Origin of the sequence: Dyella acidiphila (assembly GCF_014863405.1) — a bacterium.
GTDB lineage: Bacteria > Pseudomonadota > Gammaproteobacteria > Xanthomonadales > Rhodanobacteraceae > Dyella_B > Dyella_B acidiphila.
On sequence record NZ_JACZZA010000008.1, the window covers coordinates 14,050 to 31,692 of the forward strand.

Sequence of the window (17,643 nt, forward strand, 5' to 3'; positions counted from 1 at the left end):
CGTACGCCTCGCCGATGCGCGGGGCGGCGGCAAAGTCACTGATCTGGCGATTATTTTTTGTGGCGTGCAACTTGGCACGCGGCTTGCCATGCAACCTGCATGGATATCGCCAACCCGCTCTACAAAGTTCGCAAGCGCCGCCGGCAGCGCCTGATCGCAGGCGCCAGCGTGGCTGCCGTGGCGCTGATCGCCTTGCTGGCGCGGCAGCTGGATCCGGCGCTGCCGCAGGTCGAGCGTTCGGGTCTGTGGGTCGATACCGTGCAGCGCGGCAGCATGCTGCGTGAAGTGAATGCCACTGGCACGCTGGTGCCGCGCGAGATCCGCTGGTTGGCGGCCGCCACGCCGGCCCAGGTGGAAAAGATCCTGGTGTGGCCCGGCGCTCGCGTTACGCCGGAGACGGTGCTGATGCGGCTGTCCGATCCGGCAGTGGAAGACAATCTGCGCAACGCCCAGGCCGAAGTCGCCGCGGCGCAGGCGGATGTGGCCGCCAAGCAGGCCGATCTCACTTCGCAGTTGCTGGATGAGCGCTCCGCGCTGTCCCTGGCGCAATCCGACTACGCGTCGGCCAAGGTCAAGGCCGATGCCGACAGCAAGGCGATGCAGCTGCACGTAATTCCCGAGGTACAGTATCAGCAGGAACAAATTGCGCTGAAGCAGTTGCAGGCTCATGTGCAGATCGAGCAGCAGCGCGTCGACGCCTTCGCCATGACCATGAAGGCGCAGATGGATGCGGTGCGCGCGAAATTGCTGCAGCAACGCAGCAATCTGCAATTGCGCCAGCGCCAGGCCGATGCGCTGGATGTGAAGGCGGGCATCGATGGCGTCTTGCAGGAGGTGGCCGTGCAGGAGGGCGCGCAGGTGGCGGCCGGTGCCAATCTCGCGCGGGTGGCGCGACCCGATGTGCTGATCGCGCGCCTGCAGGTGCCGGAGGTGCAGGCCAAGGACGTCGCCATGGGCATGCCAGTCAGCGTGGACACGCATAACGGCGTGGCCGAAGGCAAGGTGGAGCGCATCGATCCGGCGGTTCGCGAGGGGGCGGTGCAGGTCGACGTCGCGCTACCCGCCAGCCTGCCCGCAGGGGCGCGTCCGGACCTCTCCGTGGACGGCCGCATCTTGATCGCCAAACTCGACGACGTATTGTCGGTGGGGCGTCCGGCGCTGGCGCGTGCAGAGGGGGACATCAGCTTGTTCCGGCTCGATCCGGCCAACGGCACAGCCCGCCGCGTGGCGGTGCGGATCGGCGCGGTTTCGGTCGACCGCGTGCAGATCCTGCATGGGCTCAACGCGGGCGACCAGGTGGTGCTGTCCGACGTCAGCCAGTGGGATAAATATGATCGTATCCGCGTGCAGTAAGCGTCGTGCCCATATCCATTGAACTCCTAACCCAGCTGAAAAGATCGGTGAACTTATGAACGACACGGCTTCTGTGATTGCACTCAGCAGCATCCGCAAAGTGTTCCAGGCGGACGAAGTGGAAACGCATGCCCTGAGTGATGTGCATCTGGATGTGCAGCGTGGCGAGTACGTGTCCATCTCCGGGCCGTCCGGTTGCGGCAAGACCACCTTGCTGTCCATCCTCGGTCTGCTCGATACCGCCAGCTCCGGCAGCTACGTGTTGAACGGGCACGATGTGGCCGGCCTGAATGCCGCGGCACGCGCGCGCATCCGCAATGCGGAGATCGGTTTCATCTTCCAGGCCTTCAACCTGATCGGCGATCTCACCGTGCAGGAAAACGTCGAGCTGCCGCTGACCTATCGCGAGCATATCGGCGCGGCGGAACGCCGCGCGCGAGTGGAAGAAGCCTTGCAGCGCGTAGGCATGTTGCATCGCATGCGCCACTATCCGGCCCAGCTATCCGGCGGCCAGCAGCAGCGCGTTGCCGTGGCGCGTGCGCTGGTCGGAAAGCCTGCGATCCTGCTGGCGGACGAACCGACCGGCAACCTCGATTCCCGCAACGGCGAGGCAGTGATGCAACTGCTGGCAGAACTGCATCGCGGCGGCGCCACCATCTGCATGGTCACGCACGATGCCCGCTATGCCGAGCTGGCACAGCGCAAGGTGCGTCTGTTCGACGGCCGGGTGGTGGATGAGGAAACCTTCGAGCGCCTGCGCCGCGAGGACGAGCAACGGCTCGATGCGCTGATCGGTGCGCGTATCGAGGTGGATGCATGAATGCCGGCTTGAAGGAGATCTGGCTGGCCTGGCGCGCGCTGTGTCGCCGACCCGGCTATCTCCTGCTCGCCTCCGGCGTGCTGGCGCTGGGCGTCGGCGCGAGCCTGGCGGTCTATGTGCTGATCGAAGCTGTACTGCTGCGGCCGCTGCCGTATCCGCAGGCCTCGCGGCTGGTGCAATTGGGGCGGGAACGATCCGGTGTGGCCTACACCACCTCGCCGGTGATTTATCAGCACATGTTGCCCTTGCAGGGCGTGCAGTCCGTGGGCCTGATCCGGTTTCGCGCCGAGGATGCGAACATCGCGGTGGATGACGTACCGCAATTGCTGCCTGCCGTGCATGCCGACCGGGGTTATCTGGCGACGTTGGGCGTAGCGCTGACGCTGGGCCGCAATTTCAGCGCGGATGAGGATCGCCCGAACGGGCCCAAGGTCGTGCTGCTCAGTCATGGTTTCTGGCTGCGCCGTTACGGCGGCGATGCCTCGGTGCTCGGGCGCAACATGAGCATCGAAGGGGTCAGTCACCAGATCATCGGCGTGCTGCCTGCAGGAGTCGATATCAAGCAAGCCGATCTGTTGCTGCCGATGGCGTTGCCGGCGGACAGCGAAGACGAAGGCAGGAATTTCTATGTCATCGCACGTCTGGCGCCGGATGTAACGGCGGCGGCCGTAGGCGCGGAATTCGCCGCGAAAGTGCATGCCATGTATCTGCGCATCGGTGGCGCCGGCGCCAGCTTCGCGGCGCACGAGGCCTTTCGCGCCGACGATCTGCAGACGGCGATGCGCGTGCGCGCCAGGCCGGTTTTGATGATGTTTCTGGCCAGCGCATCGATGGTGCTGCTGATCGTATTGGTCAACCTCGCCAATCTGATGCTTTTGCGCAGCATGGCGCGCAGCCACGATGCCGCGGTGCGCGATGCGCTGGGTGCGCCGTGGTTGCGACGCCTGCTGCCGCTGCTCGCCGAGGGTTTGTTGATCGCCATCGCCGGCACGGTGGCCGGCATGCTGCTGGCGTGGCTGGGCCTGCAGGCGCTGCGCGGGCTGATCCCTGCGGAGTGGCTGGCCGGCAGCAGCCTGCAAGTACAGGCATCGGCGTATGTGCTGGCCTTGGTACTGGCGCTGACCCTGGTGTCGCTGTCGGTTGCGCTGGGTTTGTGGTGGGGCCTCAAGAATGCGTCGCCGGATGAACTGCGCGCGGGCGGACGCGGTGGCACGGGGCGTCGTGGTGGCCTGCTGGGGCGCGTGCTGGTAACGGCCCAGGTCGCGCTGGCCAGCACCTTGCTGTGTGCCGCCGGGGTATTTCTGCATGCGCTATACGATGCGGCACGGGTGCCCCTGGGGTTTTCCAGCGATGGCATTCTTACTTTCGAGCTGGCGCCGGTGCGTGGCACTTATAGCGATAACGCCGCGATCCAGCGCCTGGCGCAGCAGTTGCTGGATCGGCTGCGCATGCAGCCTGGCGTAGTCCGCGCTACGGCGGGGACCGGTCTGCCGGCCGGCGATCTGTCGCAGAATTTTTATCTCGGCAGCATCCACGCGCCTGGTCAGGATGTGCCGGATACGGCCACTCCGCAGGTACGCGCGGTCGATCCGGATTTCTTCAGCGTGTTCCAGATTCCCGCGCATCAAGGCCGCAGTTTCCAATCCAGCGATCGCAGGGGTGGCGAAGCCGTTGCTATCGTCAATCAGCGCCTGGCCGACCAGATGTACGGGGGCGATGCGGTGGGGAAGATGATCGAGATGGGCGCGATTCCATCGCTGGCGCCGCACTCGGCGCGGATCGTCGGCGTGATCGATACGATCAGTCCGTTCGGTCCGCTGGGCGATACCGATGGCATTCTGTATCTGCCGCTGGCGCAGATGCCGGACGATCTGATGCAGATCGTGCGCACCGTCAATCCTTTGCGCTTTGCACTGGCCGTGCATGGCAATCCGGACGACTACCGTCGCATGGTCGGCCGCGTGGTGGCCGAGGTGGCACCCAGCCAGCCGGTGTCCCAGTTGCTCAGTATGCGCAGTGTGGTGCGCGAGACTACTGCCGGCACGCGGCTGGACTTGTTGTTGATCGGTCTGTTTGCCGGCCTGGCCTTGCTGCTTGCAGCCGTGGGCATGTACGCGGTGATGTCGGTGGCGGTAGCCATTCGCGAACGCGAATTCGGCGTGCGCATGGCGCTGGGGGCTTCGCCAGCGCGGCTGATCGCCGGGATTTTGCGGGCAGGACTGCTGCAAGTGGTGATCGGCTTGTTGGCCGGTTTCGCCCTGGCCTTTATTTTGGCCGGCTTGCTGCGTGCGGTGCTGTTGCAGATCAATCGCCAGGTATTCGACCTGCCGGTATTGGCGGCGGTGTGTCTCACCCTGGCCTTGTCCGGCCTGCTCGCCTGCCTGTTGCCGGCCTGGCGTGCGAGCCGGGTGGAACCGACGCGTGCCTTGCGAGGGGAATAGGCGATGATGATGCGCGAGTTGAGCAGTGCATGGCGGCGTCTGTGTCGCCGGCCGGGTTACGCGGCGCTGTCGGTGGCGGTACTGGGTATCGGCCTGGGGGCGGTGTTGTTCCTGTTTGGCCTGGTCGACAGCATGGTGCTGCGGCCGCTGCCGTTCCCGCAGTCGCAGCGCCTGATGGCGATGGGCTATGCCAATCTGGATGGCACCGGCTTGAGCGATATGAGCGCAGCAGAATTTCTGCCTCTGCGTGCGGGCATGCACAGCTTCGAAAGCTCCGGTGCGTATAGCGAACTGATGGTGGATGTCGATACCGGCACTCGCGCGGTGACGCATGTCGGCACCCGCGTCTCTGCATCTGTATTGCCCATGCTCGGTGTGCAGCCATTGCTGGGCCGGCTGACGTCCGAGCAGGATGATCAGCCCGGTGCGCCGCTGGTAGCACTGCTGGGTGAAACGCTGTGGCGACACGATTTCAACGCCGATCCCGCCGTGATCGGCCGCAAGCTGCGCATCAACGGCGAGTGGGCGACGGTGATCGGTGTACTGCCCAAGACTTTCGCGTTTCCTTTCGTCACGGATATATGGCTACCACAGCCACTGCAGGCGGGCAGCGATCTGGATGTGGAGACCATCGGCCTGCTCAAGCCTGGGATCTCGCTGGTGCAAGCGCGGGACGAATGGGCGGCACTGGCCAGCCATCTGGGCAGCAGCCTGCGCGGCCAGCGCGCGGGTCGTCATCTGGTCATGAAGCCGCTGGTCATGCGATTCATGGATGAGCACATCCGCAGCTACATTTGGTTGATGTTTGCCGCTGGCGTAATGGTGCTGCTGCTGGCCTGCGCCAACGTGGCCAATCTGCAACTGGTGCAGACGCTCAATCGCGGACGCGAGCTGGCGCTGCGCAGTGCGCTGGGCGCCAGCCAGGGCCGCCTGCTGCGCGCACAGTGGGCGGAATGCCTGTTGGTGAGCGGGGCCGCCTATGCGGTGGCCTTGCTGATCACGCACTTCGGTTTCCGGTGGTTTGTCGACATGCTGGTCAGCAACGACACCGCGCCACCGTACTTCCTGCATTTTCGGATCGATCCGCGCCTGTTCGCCTTCGGCGCCATCGCCGCCTTGCTGACCACCGTGCTGGCCGGCCTGCTGCCCACCTGGCATGTCTCGCGTTCGCAGTTGCAGGATGCGCTGCGCGACGGCGACCGCGCCGTTACCGGCGGCATCTTTGCGCGTACCGCCAAGGCACTGGTGGTCGTGGAGATCGCCTTTACCGTGATCCTGCTGGTGGGCGCCGGCACCTTTGTGCGCGGCCTGGAACGGGTGCTGGCGCAGCCGATCGGCAGCGGTTCCGATCCGGCGCATGTACTTACCGCATCGGTACAGCTGCTGCCGGCTTTGTATCCGGACGATGACGCGCAGTTGCGTTATTTCGAGCGGCTGGCCGAGCGCCTGCGCGCGGCGCCGGGTGTGCTGGATGCCAGCGTGGCCAACACCGTTCCCGATGCAGAGCTGGGCAGCCATGAATTTGTTGCAGCCTATGGCCAGGCACGCACGGCCGACGGTTATCAGCGCGCGCAGATGGGCGTTGTCGACGAGCACTTCGCCAGTACCTATGGCCTGAAGCTGCTGGCTGGGCGCTTTTTCGATGTGCAGGATCGCCATCGGCACGAGTTGTTGGCGGTGGTCGACCAGCGGCTGGCGCAGGCTTTGTGGCCCGGACGTAGCGCGGTGGGGCAGCAACTGGTACTGCATCCGGAAGATCCGGACCCGCAAACGCTGCAGGTGATCGGCGTAGTGGCGCCGCTGCAGCTCGACGGTACCTTGCAGACCGCGCTGCCCAGTTTCATGCGGCCGCTGTGGCAGGTACCGCTCAGCTATGCCCGGATTGCCGTGCATACGCGTGAAGCGGCCGTCGCCTATGCGCCGTCGCTGACCCGCATGGCTCATGAGCTGGATGCGGCCACCCCGCTTTACGCCTTCCGCACCCAGGCGCATGCCATCGCCATTGCGCGGATCAAGCTCACCATCATGATCCAGGTGTTCAGCGCGGTCGGCCTGATCGCCCTGATCCTCGCTGCTGCAGGTTTGTATGGCGTGCTCTCCTTTGCGGTAGCGCAGCGTACGCACGAACTCGGCATTCTCGGCATTCGGCGTGCGATCGGCGCCAGCCATCTGGCCATCGTGGGGCACGTTGGACGGCAATTGGTATTCCAGCTCGGGCTGGGGCTGGCGATCGGCGTGGGCCTGGCCTTACCCTGGTCGGCCTTGCTGGCCAACGAACAGCTGCATACGCAGGGTTACGATCTGCAGGTATTCGTGCCGGTGCTGGTGGTGATCGTGCTGGTGGCGATGGGCGCTTCGTTGCTGCCGCTGTGGCGTGCGCTGGCGGTGCAGCCGGTAGTTGCATTGCGCCACGAATGAGCACGGCGCTTCCCTTAAACTCAGGAGCATGACCCAGGGCATGGCGCGCGAATCGATTCCTACTGTACTGGTGGCCGACGATCAGGCCGATGTGCGCGAAGCCTTGCGCCTGTTGTTGAAGTCCGAAGGCGTGGCTTGCGTCGGCGCAGCCAGTCCGGCGCAGGCACTGGAAGCCGTCGGCCGGCGCGATTTTACCTGCGCGCTGATCGATGGCAACTACAGCCGCGACACCACCTCCGGCGAAGAGGGCCTGGACTTGCTCGAAAGCCTGCGCCGGCAGGCGCCGGACATGCCGGTGGTGATGATGACGGCCTGGGGCAATGTGCCGCTGGCGGTGCAGGCGATGCGGCGTGGCGCGGCCGACTTTATCGAGAAGCCGTGGGACAACGCGCGCCTGATGAGCGTGTTGCGAGCGCAGATCGCCCTGAGCGACAGCACGCGCCGCCAGCGACGGCTGGAGGCGGAGAACGCCTTGCTGCGCGATAGCTCCAGCAGCGAACTGATTGCCGAATCTGCCGCGATGCGGCGGGTGGTGGCGATGGTCGAGCGCATCGCGCCCAGCGACGCCAACGTGCTGGTGCTGGGCGAAAACGGCACCGGCAAAGGCGTCATTGCGCAGTACCTGCATCAGCGCTCGGCGCGTGCGGCGCAGGCGCTGGTCAAGGTCAATATGGGCGGTATTGCCGAAAGCGTGTTCGAGTCGGAAATGTTCGGCCATGTGCGCGGCGCGTATACCGATGCGAAGAGCGAACGCATCGGCCGCTTCGAACTGGCGGACGGCGGCACGCTGTTTCTGGACGAGGTCGGCAATGTACCTGCGTCGCAGCAGCCGAAGCTGTTGCGCGTGCTGGAAGATGGCGAGTTCGAGCGGCTGGGTTCGTCGCATACCCAGCATGTGAATGTGCGCTTGGTGTCGGCGACGAATGCCGATCTGCAGGGCGAAGTGGCGGCGGGCCGCTTCCGTCGCGATCTGCTCTATCGCTTGAATACGTTCGAAGTGAGCTTGCCGCCTTTGCGCGAGCGAACCGAAGACATCCTGCCGCTGGCGCGCTCGTTCCTGGCGCACAGTGCGCAGCGTTATGGCCGCGCTTCGCTGCGACTGGCGGCGTCGGCCGAGCGCGCCCTGCAGGGCTGGCATTGGCCGGGCAATGTGCGCGAGCTGCAGCACCTGATGGAACGTGCTGCGTTGCTGGCCGAGCATGACCAGGTCACCGCCGCCGCGCTTTCCTTCGGCGCGGCACCGGAAGCTGCCCAGACGCTGGACCAGATGACGCTGGACCAGGCCGAGGCCTGGCTGGTCAAGCGGGCGCTGGATCGCTGCGACGGTAATCTGCAGCATGCGGCGGATGCCTTGGGCATCACGCGCCAGTCGCTGTACCGGCGCATGGCCAAGCATGCATTGCGGGATGTATCCGGTGATGCCCAGGTCGGCTGAGCCATCGCGTCGCATCGGGCGCCTGCAGCGCTTCGAGCGTCGCGTGCTGGGCGGCAGCGTGCTGGTCGTGCTGCCTTCGCTATTGGTGCTGCTGCTGTCGCCGTGGTGGGCCGGTCGCCTCACTACCGGCACGTATCTGCTGGGTGCCGTTGTCGTGTTGGTGATGACTGCATGGCTGGCGCGCGTACATTCGCGCCGCGTGACGTATCCGGTCTACACCTTGTTCAGTCTGCTGGAGGCCTTGCGCGAAGGCGACTACAGCTTGCGCGGTGTGCAAAACAGCGTGCTGGGCGAGGTGGTGTACAACGTCAACGAACTGGCCGCGCGGCTGCAGCAGGAGCGGCTCGATTTCGAGGAAGCCTCGCACCTGCTGAGCAAGACGCTGGCGGCGCTGGACAGCGCCGTGTTCGTGTTCGACGAAGAACAGCGGTTGCGCTTGCTCAATCCCGCCGCCGAAGCGCTGTTGGATGCGCCGCGCGAGCGCTTGTTCGGCCGTCGTGCGGAAGAACTTGGCCTGGCCGGCTGGCTGGAGGAGCCGGCCACGCGCGTGCTGCCGCACACGTTTCCCGGCCGCAGCGGCCGTTTCGAGATCCGCCAGGCGCTGTTGCGCAGCGGTGGCCGGCGCAGCCGCCTGCTGGTGATCAATGATGTCGGCCGCGTGCTGCGCGATGAAGAGCGCCAGGCATGGCAGCGCTTGCTGCGCGTGCTGGGGCACGAGGTCAACAACTCCCTGACGCCGATTCGTTCCATGGCCGGCACGCTCGCCAGCCTGGCGACGCGCGAGCCGTTGCCGGATGACTGGCGCGAGGACTTCCAGCGCGGACTGGAAGTGATCGGCCAGCGCGCCTCGTCGCTGACGCGTTTTCTCGCCAGCTACAGCACGCTGGCGCGCCTGCCTGCACCGCAGTCGCACGAGCTGGAGCTGGGGGCCTTGATCCAGGGCATCGTGCGGTTGGAGCAGCGCATGGCGGTGCAGGTGGAAACCGCCGAGCCCTTGCATGTACATGCCGATCAGGACCAGCTGGAGCAGGCGCTGATCAATCTATTGCGCAACGCGGTGGAAGCGGTGCTGCCCGAAGGCGGTGGTGTGGCAGTGCGCTGGCGGCGCGACGGCGACAAGGCGGTGATCGAAATCGACGACGACGGCCCCGGACCGCCGCCCAGCGATAACCTGTTCGTGCCGTTTTTCACCACCAAGCCCGGCGGCTCCGGCATCGGCCTCGCGCTGGCGCGGCAGATCGCCGAGGCGCACGGCGGCGGTGCGAATCTGCTGGCCCGGTCCGGCGGTGCCGGTGCACGGGCCAGTCTGTGGCTGCCGCTGGAGGTCCGGCCCGCGTCGCCATGACCGGCCGGCGTGCCGCACGCCGGTACGCCGATATTCGGACACCGTTGGCCGCGCCGGACCTTGCCTGGCTTTTTGCCGAACCGCTACGCTGGCGTGGATTTCCCTAGCGAACCGATTCGAGCATGGACCCCGCAAACAAGCCCCGCCTTCGCCCGCTGTCGATTCTTATCTTTGGCTCCCGCTGGCTGCAGTTGCCGCTGTATCTGGGCCTGATCGTGGCGCAGTGCGTCTACGTCTACCTGTTCGCCAAAGAACTGTGGCATCTGATCCACGAAGCATCGTCGCTGGGCGAACAGGAGATCATGCTGATCGTGCTCGGCCTGATCGACGTGGTGATGATTTCCAATCTGTTGATCATGGTGATTGTCGGCGGCTACGAAACCTTCGTGTCGCGCCTTGGACTGGACGGCCATCCGGATCAGCCCGAATGGCTGTCGCATGTGAACGCCTCGGTGCTGAAGGTGAAGCTGGCGATGGCGATCATCGGCATCTCGTCGATCCATCTGCTGAAAACATTCATCGCCGCCGGCACACTGCAAGGCCTGCCGTTCTGCTCGTCCGAAATGCTGGCCACCATCGCACAGAGCGACGGCAACGGCGCCATGCTCAAATGCGCCACGCTCACACCCACCGGGGTGATGTGGCAGACGATCATCCACGTGGTCTTCATCGTGTCGGCGATCGGCATTGCCTGGACCGATCGCGTGATGCAGGGTACGGCCGAAAAAAGCGCCCACTAAGCCCGCATGCTTGTGGTTCGCCCCGGCGTGGCCGGGGCGCCAGGGTTTCAGCTGTCCAGCTCCGACCAGCGCGCGTAAGCCTGGTCCAACTCGGCCTGCACCTTGGCCAGCGCTTCGTTCGCGCGCTGGATCGCCGCATTGTCCTGCTGGTAGAAGGACGGGTCGTTCATCGCTTCGGCGCGGGCGGAGACATCCGCTTCGAGCTGTTCGATACGCGCAGGCAGTTGCTCGAGTTCGCGCGCGTCCTTGTAGCTGAGTTTGCGCTTGGGCTTTTCGCTCTCGACTGGCGTGGCGGAAGACGCGGCGGCTTTTTCCGGCGCCGCCGATGCAACTGCTTCAGTGCCCCACCGCACGGCCGGTTTCTGCCGCAGCCAGTCGCTGTAGCCGCCGACGTATTCGCCGACCTGGCCGGCGCCTTCCAGCACCAGCGTGCTCGACACTACGTTGTCGAGGAATTCGCGGTCGTGCGACACCAGCAGCAAGGTGCCCTTGTATTCGGTCAGCAATTCTTCCAGCAGCTCCAGCGTCTCCACGTCGAGATCGTTGGTGGGTTCGTCCATCACCAGCAGGTTGGACGGCTGCGCGAACAGCTTGGCCAGCAGCAGGCGATTGCGTTCGCCGCCGGACAGGCGCGTGATCGGAGCGCGTGCGCGTTCGGGCGAGAACAGGAAATCCTGCAGATAACCGATGATGTGTTTGCGCTGCCCGTTGAGCTCGATGTACTCGCGACCTTCGGCCACGTTGTCGAGCGCATTCAGTGCGTCGTTGAGCTGGGCGCGGTGCTGGTCGAAATAAGCGATCTGCAGGCCGGTGCCGAGAGTGACCTCGCCGCGTTGCGGCTTCAGTTCGCCCAGCAGGATTTTCAGCAAGGTGCTCTTGCCCGCGCCGTTCGGGCCGATGATGCCGACGCGATCGCCGCGCATGATGCTGGTGCTGAGGTCGTCGATCAGCACGCGGCCGCCGAAGGCCTGGTGCACGTGTTCCAGTTCAATCACCTTCTTGCCCGATGCCTGCGCATTGGCCAGCGCCATCTTGGCGTTGCCGCTCAATTCGCGCCGCTCGGAACGTTCGCGCCGCAGGGCCTTCAAGGCGCGCACGCGGCCTTCGTTGCGCGTGCGGCGCGCCTTGATGCCCTGGCGAATCCACACTTCTTCCTGCGCGAGTTTCTTGTCGAACAAAGCATTGGCCTGCGCTTCGGCGTGCAGGCGTTCTTCGCGGCGGCGCAGGTAATTGTCGTAATCGCCCGGCCAGCTGGTGAGCTGGCCGCGATCGATTTCCACGATGCGCGTAGCCAGCGCACGCAGAAAACCGCGGTCATGCGTGACGAAGACAATGCTGCCTTCGAATTGCTTGAGAAAACCTTCCAGCCAATCGATCGCTTCAATATCAAGATGGTTGGTGGGTTCGTCCAGCAACAGCACCCCGGGCTTGCGCACCAATGCCTGCGCCAGCAGCACACGACGCTTCATGCCGCCGGACAGCGCGGCGAAATCCGTATCGGCCGGCAATTCCAGCTTGGTGAGCACATCGCTGACGCGACGATCCAGATCCCAGCCATGCTGCGCTTCGATCTGATTCTGCACATCGCCGAGTGCTTCGAAGTCGCCTTCTGCCAGCAGGTGGTGATAGCGCGCAAGCAAATGGCCAAGATCGCCGAGCCCGTCGGCAACGACATCGAAGACGCTGCCCGCAGTGGCCTGCGGCACCTCCTGCGCCATGCGTGCCACCACCACGCCGTTCTGCACGCGTACTTCGCCGTCGTCGGCATGCAGCTCGCCGGCGATCAGCTTCATCAGGGTGGATTTGCCTTCGCCGTTGCGGCCGACGATGCAGACGCGCTCGTTCGCTTCGATCGACAGATCGACATGTTCGAGCAGGAGGGGGCCGCCGACGCTGAAGTCGACACGCTGGAGTTGGATCAGGGACATCCGCCCATTCTACCGGCTGGCTCACCGAAAGCCGCTGTTTAGCCCTGTCCTAAAGACAGCCGGGCGCAGGTCGATAAATAATTCAGATTCCCGTCACGGCGGGCTAACAGGTTCTTGCGCCCTTGGCGGAAGTTAAAATTTACAAAAACATGCACTTAGCATGGCCGATTAAAGTATTTCCTCTGGAAATTGCGATGGCTATGCATTAAGGTTGCGCGACGCGGGGGCAGGCCGCGGTTTGAGAAGTCAGGAGGCCGCGGTGAACATCGTCCAGTCCATACAGCCACGGCAGTTGCTGGGCCGGCTCCTGGGCCTGTTCGCGGCGATGTTCGTGATCGGTCTGGCCGGTTTCAGTGCGGTAGCCCATGCCGGCTATGCCGCCATCGTGATCGATCCGGCCACCGGCGAAGTGCTGAGCAACGTCAATGCCGACGAGCAGAACTACCCGGCGTCGCTCACCAAGATGATGACCCTCTACCTGACCTTCCAGGCGCTGCAGAGCGGCAAGCTGAAGGTCGACCAGGACCTGTCGGTGTCGACCTGGGCCGCCTCGCGCGCCCCGACCAAGCTCGGCCTGCGCGCCGGCCAGACGGTATCGGTCAACGACTGCATTCTCGGCATGGTCACCAAGTCGGCCAACGATGCCGCCACCGTGGTGGCGGAGAGCCTGGGCGGCAGCGAAGGCCATTTCGCCGACATGATGAATGCCCAGGCCCAGCTGCTGGGCATGAGCTCCAGCCATTTCGCCAACGCCAACGGCCTGCCGGATCCGGACAACAAGTCCACCGCGCGCGACCTGGCCAAGCTGGCGATGGCGCTGTACCACGATTTCCCGCAGTACTCGCATTACTTCTCCACCAAGGAGTTCGTGTTCCGCGGCCAGCTGATCCGCGGTCACAACAACTTGATGGATCGCTACCCGGGCATGGACGGCCTGAAGACCGGCTTCACCGATGCCTCCGGCTTCAATCTCGCCTCCACCGCAGTGCACGACGGGCACCGCCTGTTCGCGGTGGTGCTGGGCGGCCGCTCGGCCCGTGCGCGCGACAACCTGATGGCGCGCCTGCTGGACGATGGCTTCGACCATCGTCCGACCCCGGATGCGCTGGTGGCGCAGGCCAGCATGGGCGGCACCACTCGCCGCGTGCTGGCGGCGCTGTCGCCGATCGAAACGGCCGACGCGGAAGACGCGCCGGTGACTCATCGCCGCGCCCACGCTGCTGCGCCTGCCTGCAAACCGCATCGCGGCCGCAGCTGCCCGCAGGTGGCCAAGTCGTCGGGCAAGGCCAAGGGCAAGTCCAAGCAGGGCACTACCCGGCTGGCGCACCGCGACCGCAAGGGCAAGAAGCCGGTGATGCTGGCGGCCTCGCAGGACAAGCACGAGTAATCCCCATTTCGCCGCCGTTCCGGTCTTGGTTGGCAACGGCAGCTACACGCAAACAAAAACCCCGCGGCATGCCGCGGGGTTTTTGTTGGTGCTGTAAGCGGATCGCTTACAGCTTGGCGTCGGCGCGCAGCGCGTCGGCCTTGTCGGTCTTCTCCCAGGAGAACGCCGTGAAGGTCTTGCCGTCCGGGCCCTTCACTTCGTACGGGGCGCGGCCGAAGTGGCCGTAGCTGGCGGTCTGCTGGTACATCGGATGGATCAGGTCCAGCATCTTGATGATGCCGTACGGGCGCAGGTCGAAATGCTTGCGGATCAGCTTCTCGATCTTCTCGTCGCTGATCTTGCCGGTACCGAAGGTGGTCACCGAGATCGAGGTCGGCTCGGCCACGCCGATGGCGTAGCTGACCTGCACTTCGCAGCGGTCGGCGATGCCGGCGGCCACGATGTTCTTGGCTACGTAGCGGGCGGCGTAGGCAGCCGAACGGTCGACCTTGGACGGATCCTTGCCCGAGAACGCGCCGCCGCCGTGGCGGGCCCAGCCGCCGTAGGTGTCGACGATGATCTTGCGGCCGGTCAGGCCGCAGTCGCCCACCGGGCCGCCGATCACGAACTTGCCGGTCGGGTTGATGTGGAACTTGGTGCTCTTGTGCAGCAGCTTGGCCGGCAGCACGGGCTTGAGGATGTACTCGCGCACGGCCTCGACCAGATCCTTCTGCTTCACGTCCGGATCGTGCTGGGTGGACAGCACCACGGCGTCGATGGCGGTGGCCACGCCGTTTTCATAGCGCAGGGTGACCTGGCTCTTGGCGTCCGGGCGCAGCCACGGCAGCGGCGAGTTCTTCTTCTTGCGCACCTTGGCCTGCTGCTCGACCAGGCGGTGCGAGTAGTAGATCGCCGCCGGCATGAAATCTTTGGTTTCGTTGGTGGCGTAGCCGAACATCAGGCCCTGGTCGCCAGCGCCCTGTTCTTCGGGCTTCTTGCGGTCCACGCCCTGGTTGATGTCCGGCGACTGCTTGCCGATCAGGTTCAGCACGCCGCAGGTTTCGCCGTCGAAACCGACGTCGCTGGAGTTGTAGCCGATATCCACGATCACCTTGCGGGTCAACGCTTCCAGGTCGATCCAGGCGCTGGTGGTGACTTCGCCGGCGACGATGGCCACGCCAGTCTTCACCATGGTTTCGCAGGCCACGCGGGCGCGCGGATCCTGCGCCAGGATCGCGTCCAGGACGGCATCGGAAATCTGGTCGGCGACTTTGTCCGGATGGCCTTCGGAGACCGATTCGGAGGTGAAGAGGTAGTTGCTCATCGGGGCTTATATCCTTCTTTACGGATAAAGAGATGGAAAGGGGAAACTGCGCATGATACACGCAGCCGCCCGGTTTTTCACCGCCAAGTCTGGCATATCCACATGACAGTGAGCCCGGATTCAGGCGTTTTGCCGCGGCCATCGACACCCCTCCCCGGCGCGCGAGGAGGGGTGCCTACGGTAGCCGGATCAGCTACTTACCGCGATTGCCGCGCGCAGCTCCCGCGCGGCATTGACCATCGCTACCAGCGCCGGCTCGGTCTCCTTCCAGCCGCGCGTCTTCAGGCCGCAATCCGGATTGACCCAGAGCTGGGCCGGCTCCAGCACGGTCAGCGCCCGCTCCAGCAGATCGACCATTTCCTGCTGCGAGGGCACTCGCGGCGAATGGATGTCGTACACGCCTGGGCCGATGCTGCCCGGATAGCGGAACTCCTCGAATGCCTGCAGCAACTCCATGCGCGAGCGGCTGCTCTCGATGGAGATCACGTCGGCGTCGAGTGCAGCGACGGCCTCGATGATGTCGTTGAATTCGCTGTAGCACATATGCGTGTGGATCTGCGTGCTGTCGCTGGTGCCGCCAGCGGTGATGCGGAAGCAGCGCACTGCCCAGTCGAGATAGGCGGTGTGCTCGGCGTGGCGGATCGGCAGGCCTTCGCGCAGGGCGGGCTCGTCGATCTGGATCACGCGGATGCCGGCGTGCTCCAGGTCATGCACCTCGTCGCGCAATGCCAGCGCCAGCTGCAGGCAGACCTGCTCGCGCGGCAGGTCGTCGCGCACGAACGACCACTGCAACACTGTCACCGGTCCGGTCAGCATGCCTTTCACCGGCTTGTCGGTCAGCGATTGCGCGTAGCGCGACCAGTCCACCGTCATCGCCTGCGGGCGCGATACGTCGCCCCAGATGATCGGCGGTTTTACGCAGCGCGAACCGTAACTCTGCACCCAGCCGTGGCGGGTGAAGGCGAAGCCTTCCAGCTGTTCGCCGAAATACTCCACCATGTCGTTGCGCTCGGGTTCGCCGTGCACCAGCACGTCGAGGCCGATGTGTTCCTGGAAGCGGATCACGCGCTCGATTTCCTCGCGCAGCACGCTGTCGTAGGCCTGGTCGTCGATGCGCTCGGCGCGGTGCTCGGCACGCGCATGGCGCAGCGTATCGGTCTGCGGGAACGAGCCGATCGTGGTTGTCGGCAGCGGCGGCAATGCCAGCACTTCGGCCTGCACGCGACGGCGGTGCGCCAGCCCCGAGCGGCGCTGGGTGGCCTGCGGGCTCAGGCCGTTCACGCGTGCGCGCACCTCGCTGCGCAGTACACCTTGTGCCTGCTTACGCGCGGCGATCACCGCCAGCTGCTGCTCCAGGCTCGCCTTGGCGTTGGCGTCGCCGTCCAGCGCCTTGGCGTAGTGCTGGATTTCTTCCAGTTTCTGCTGGGCGAACGACAGCCAGCTGCGCAGCTGGGCCGGCAACGCGGTTTCCTGCGTGGCGTCGAACGGCGTGTGCAGCAGCGAGCAGGAAGGCGACAGCCAGAGCTGGTCGGTGCCGCGCGCAGCGGCGATCTTCTGCAGCTGCGGCGTCACGCGGGCCGGATCGCTGAGCCAGATATTGCGTCCGTCGACCACGCCGGCGCTCAGCACGCAGTGCTTGGGCAATGCTGACAGCACGCCATCGAGTTGCTCCGGTGCGCGTACCAGATCGATATGCAGGCCATCGATCGGCAGGCTCGTCGCCAGCGCGAGGTTGTCGCCCAGGCCACCGAAATAGGTGGCGAGCAGGCGCTTGGGCGACGGCCCGACCGCCAGCGCGCTGTATGCCGCGATATAGGCATGCCGGGTGGCCTCGTCCAGATCCTGCACCAGGCACGGCTCATCCAGCTGCACCCATGCAACGCCGGCTTCAGCCAGCTGTTCCAGCAGTTCGATATAGGCCGGGACCAGTGCGTCGAGCAGATTCAGCGCATCGCTGCCATCCACGGTTTTCGACAGCCGCAGGAACGACACCGGACCCAGTATGACGGGGCGCGCATCCAGTCCGAGCGCGCGCGCTTCCAGCCATTCCGCCAGCGGCTTGTTGGTGCCGAGCTGGAACCGCTGGCCTGCCTGCAGCTCGGGCACGATGTAGTGGTAGTTGGTATCGAGCCACTTGGTCATCTCCAGTGCGTGCAGTTCGCGATTGCCGCGGGCCATGGCGAAATAGCCGGCCAGCGGATCGTTTTGCAGCAGCGGGCGGTAACGCGCCGGCACGGCGTCGAACAGCACGGCGGTGTCGAGCACGTGGTCGTACAGCGAAAAGTCGTTGGCAGCGACGGTCTGGATGCCGGCCTCGCCGGCCAGCTGCCAATGCCGTTGCCGCAAGCTTCTGGCGGTATCGAGCAGCGGTGCTGCATCGCCGTCGCGCCAGTAATTTTCCAGTGCGCGCTTCAGTTCGCGGCGGCAGCCGATGCGGGGAAAGCCAAGATAAGTGGTGTGCGTCATAAAGATT

General features: G+C 65.1%; 11 protein-coding genes. 8 read left to right on the forward strand and 3 right to left on the reverse strand.

Annotated elements, in window-relative coordinates; translation table 11 throughout:
• Positions 1-99 precede the first annotated feature (99 nt).
• From IGX34_RS13195 to IGX34_RS13225, 7 genes are all read left to right on the forward strand, one after another.
• Positions 100-1,353, forward strand: coding sequence for an efflux RND transporter periplasmic adaptor subunit (locus IGX34_RS13195; protein WP_192556194.1), 1,254 nt, complete (start codon positions 100-102; stop codon positions 1,351-1,353).
• 55 nt (positions 1,354-1,408) lie between these two features.
• Positions 1,409-2,173, forward strand: a complete 765-nt coding sequence (locus IGX34_RS13200) for an ABC transporter ATP-binding protein (protein WP_192556195.1) — start codon at positions 1,409-1,411, stop codon at positions 2,171-2,173.
• The gene (locus IGX34_RS13205; protein WP_192556196.1) at positions 2,170-4,614 is read left to right on the forward strand and encodes an ABC transporter permease; all 2,445 of its coding nucleotides are present in this window, start codon (positions 2,170-2,172) and stop codon (positions 4,612-4,614) included. Before IGX34_RS13200 ends, IGX34_RS13205 begins: the two co-directional genes overlap by 4 nt.
• A 3-nt stretch (positions 4,615-4,617) precedes the next feature.
• Complete coding sequence (locus IGX34_RS13210; RefSeq protein WP_192556197.1) at positions 4,618-7,032, forward strand: ADOP family duplicated permease; 2,415 nt, start codon at positions 4,618-4,620, stop codon at positions 7,030-7,032.
• A 40-nt stretch (positions 7,033-7,072) separates the two neighbouring features.
• Positions 7,073-8,467 carry a sigma-54-dependent transcriptional regulator gene (locus tag IGX34_RS13215; protein WP_225737453.1) on the forward strand — a complete coding sequence of 465 codons (1,395 nt, stop codon included), beginning with the start codon at positions 7,073-7,075 and terminating at the stop codon, positions 8,465-8,467.
• Positions 8,451-9,812 carry a sensor histidine kinase gene (locus tag IGX34_RS13220; RefSeq protein WP_192556199.1) on the forward strand — a complete coding sequence of 454 codons (1,362 nt, stop codon included), beginning with the start codon at positions 8,451-8,453 and terminating at the stop codon, positions 9,810-9,812. The genes IGX34_RS13215 and IGX34_RS13220 overlap by 17 nt, the downstream gene beginning before the upstream one ends.
• 122 nt (positions 9,813-9,934) lie before the next feature.
• Complete coding sequence (locus IGX34_RS13225) at positions 9,935-10,552, forward strand: TIGR00645 family protein (RefSeq protein ID WP_192556200.1); 618 nt, start codon at positions 9,935-9,937, stop codon at positions 10,550-10,552.
• Positions 10,553-10,599: 47 nt separating this feature from the next.
• Here the strand turns inward: IGX34_RS13225 and IGX34_RS13230 are convergent, their stop codons facing one another.
• On the reverse strand, positions 10,600-12,480 hold the full coding sequence (locus IGX34_RS13230) for an ATP-binding cassette domain-containing protein (RefSeq protein ID WP_192556201.1): 1,881 nt from the start codon (positions 12,478-12,480) through the stop codon (positions 10,600-10,602).
• A 259-nt stretch (positions 12,481-12,739) separates the two neighbouring features.
• Here IGX34_RS13230 and IGX34_RS13235 point away from each other — a divergent pair, with 259 nt between their 5' ends.
• Positions 12,740-13,867: a D-alanyl-D-alanine carboxypeptidase family protein gene (locus IGX34_RS13235; RefSeq protein ID WP_338015470.1), complete on the forward strand. Its 1,128-nt coding sequence runs from the start codon at positions 12,740-12,742 to the stop codon at positions 13,865-13,867.
• Positions 13,868-13,973: 106 nt separating this feature from the next.
• Here IGX34_RS13235 and metK read toward each other — a convergent pair whose 3' ends face one another.
• Both metK and metE read right to left on the reverse strand, forming a co-directional pair.
• Complete coding sequence (gene metK / locus IGX34_RS13240) at positions 13,974-15,170, reverse strand: methionine adenosyltransferase (RefSeq protein WP_192556202.1); 1,197 nt, start codon at positions 15,168-15,170, stop codon at positions 13,974-13,976.
• Positions 15,171-15,359: 189 nt separating this feature from the next.
• The gene (metE, locus tag IGX34_RS13245) at positions 15,360-17,636 is read right to left on the reverse strand and encodes a 5-methyltetrahydropteroyltriglutamate--homocysteine S-methyltransferase (protein ID WP_192556203.1); all 2,277 of its coding nucleotides are present in this window, start codon (positions 17,634-17,636) and stop codon (positions 15,360-15,362) included.
• Positions 17,637-17,643 lie beyond the last annotated feature (7 nt).

Coding starts and splice junctions, on each gene's coding strand:
- IGX34_RS13215 (WP_225737453.1), top strand. CDS start 7,073: ATGGCGCGCGAATCGATTCCTACTGTACTGGTGGCCGACGATCAGGCC.
- IGX34_RS13200 (WP_192556195.1), top strand. CDS start 1,409: ATGAACGACACGGCTTCTGTGATTGCACTCAGCAGCATCCGCAAAGTG.
- IGX34_RS13225 (WP_192556200.1), top strand. CDS start 9,935: ATGGACCCCGCAAACAAGCCCCGCCTTCGCCCGCTGTCGATTCTTATC.
- metE (WP_192556203.1), bottom strand. CDS start 17,636: ATGACGCACACCACTTATCTTGGCTTTCCCCGCATCGGCTGCCGCCGC.
- IGX34_RS13210 (WP_192556197.1), top strand. CDS start 4,618: ATGATGATGCGCGAGTTGAGCAGTGCATGGCGGCGTCTGTGTCGCCGG.
- metK (WP_192556202.1), bottom strand. CDS start 15,170: ATGAGCAACTACCTCTTCACCTCCGAATCGGTCTCCGAAGGCCATCCG.
- IGX34_RS13230 (WP_192556201.1), bottom strand. CDS start 12,480: ATGTCCCTGATCCAACTCCAGCGTGTCGACTTCAGCGTCGGCGGCCCC.
- IGX34_RS13205 (WP_192556196.1), top strand. CDS start 2,170: ATGAATGCCGGCTTGAAGGAGATCTGGCTGGCCTGGCGCGCGCTGTGT.
- IGX34_RS13220 (WP_192556199.1), top strand. CDS start 8,451: ATGCCCAGGTCGGCTGAGCCATCGCGTCGCATCGGGCGCCTGCAGCGC.
- IGX34_RS13195 (WP_192556194.1), top strand. CDS start 100: ATGGATATCGCCAACCCGCTCTACAAAGTTCGCAAGCGCCGCCGGCAG.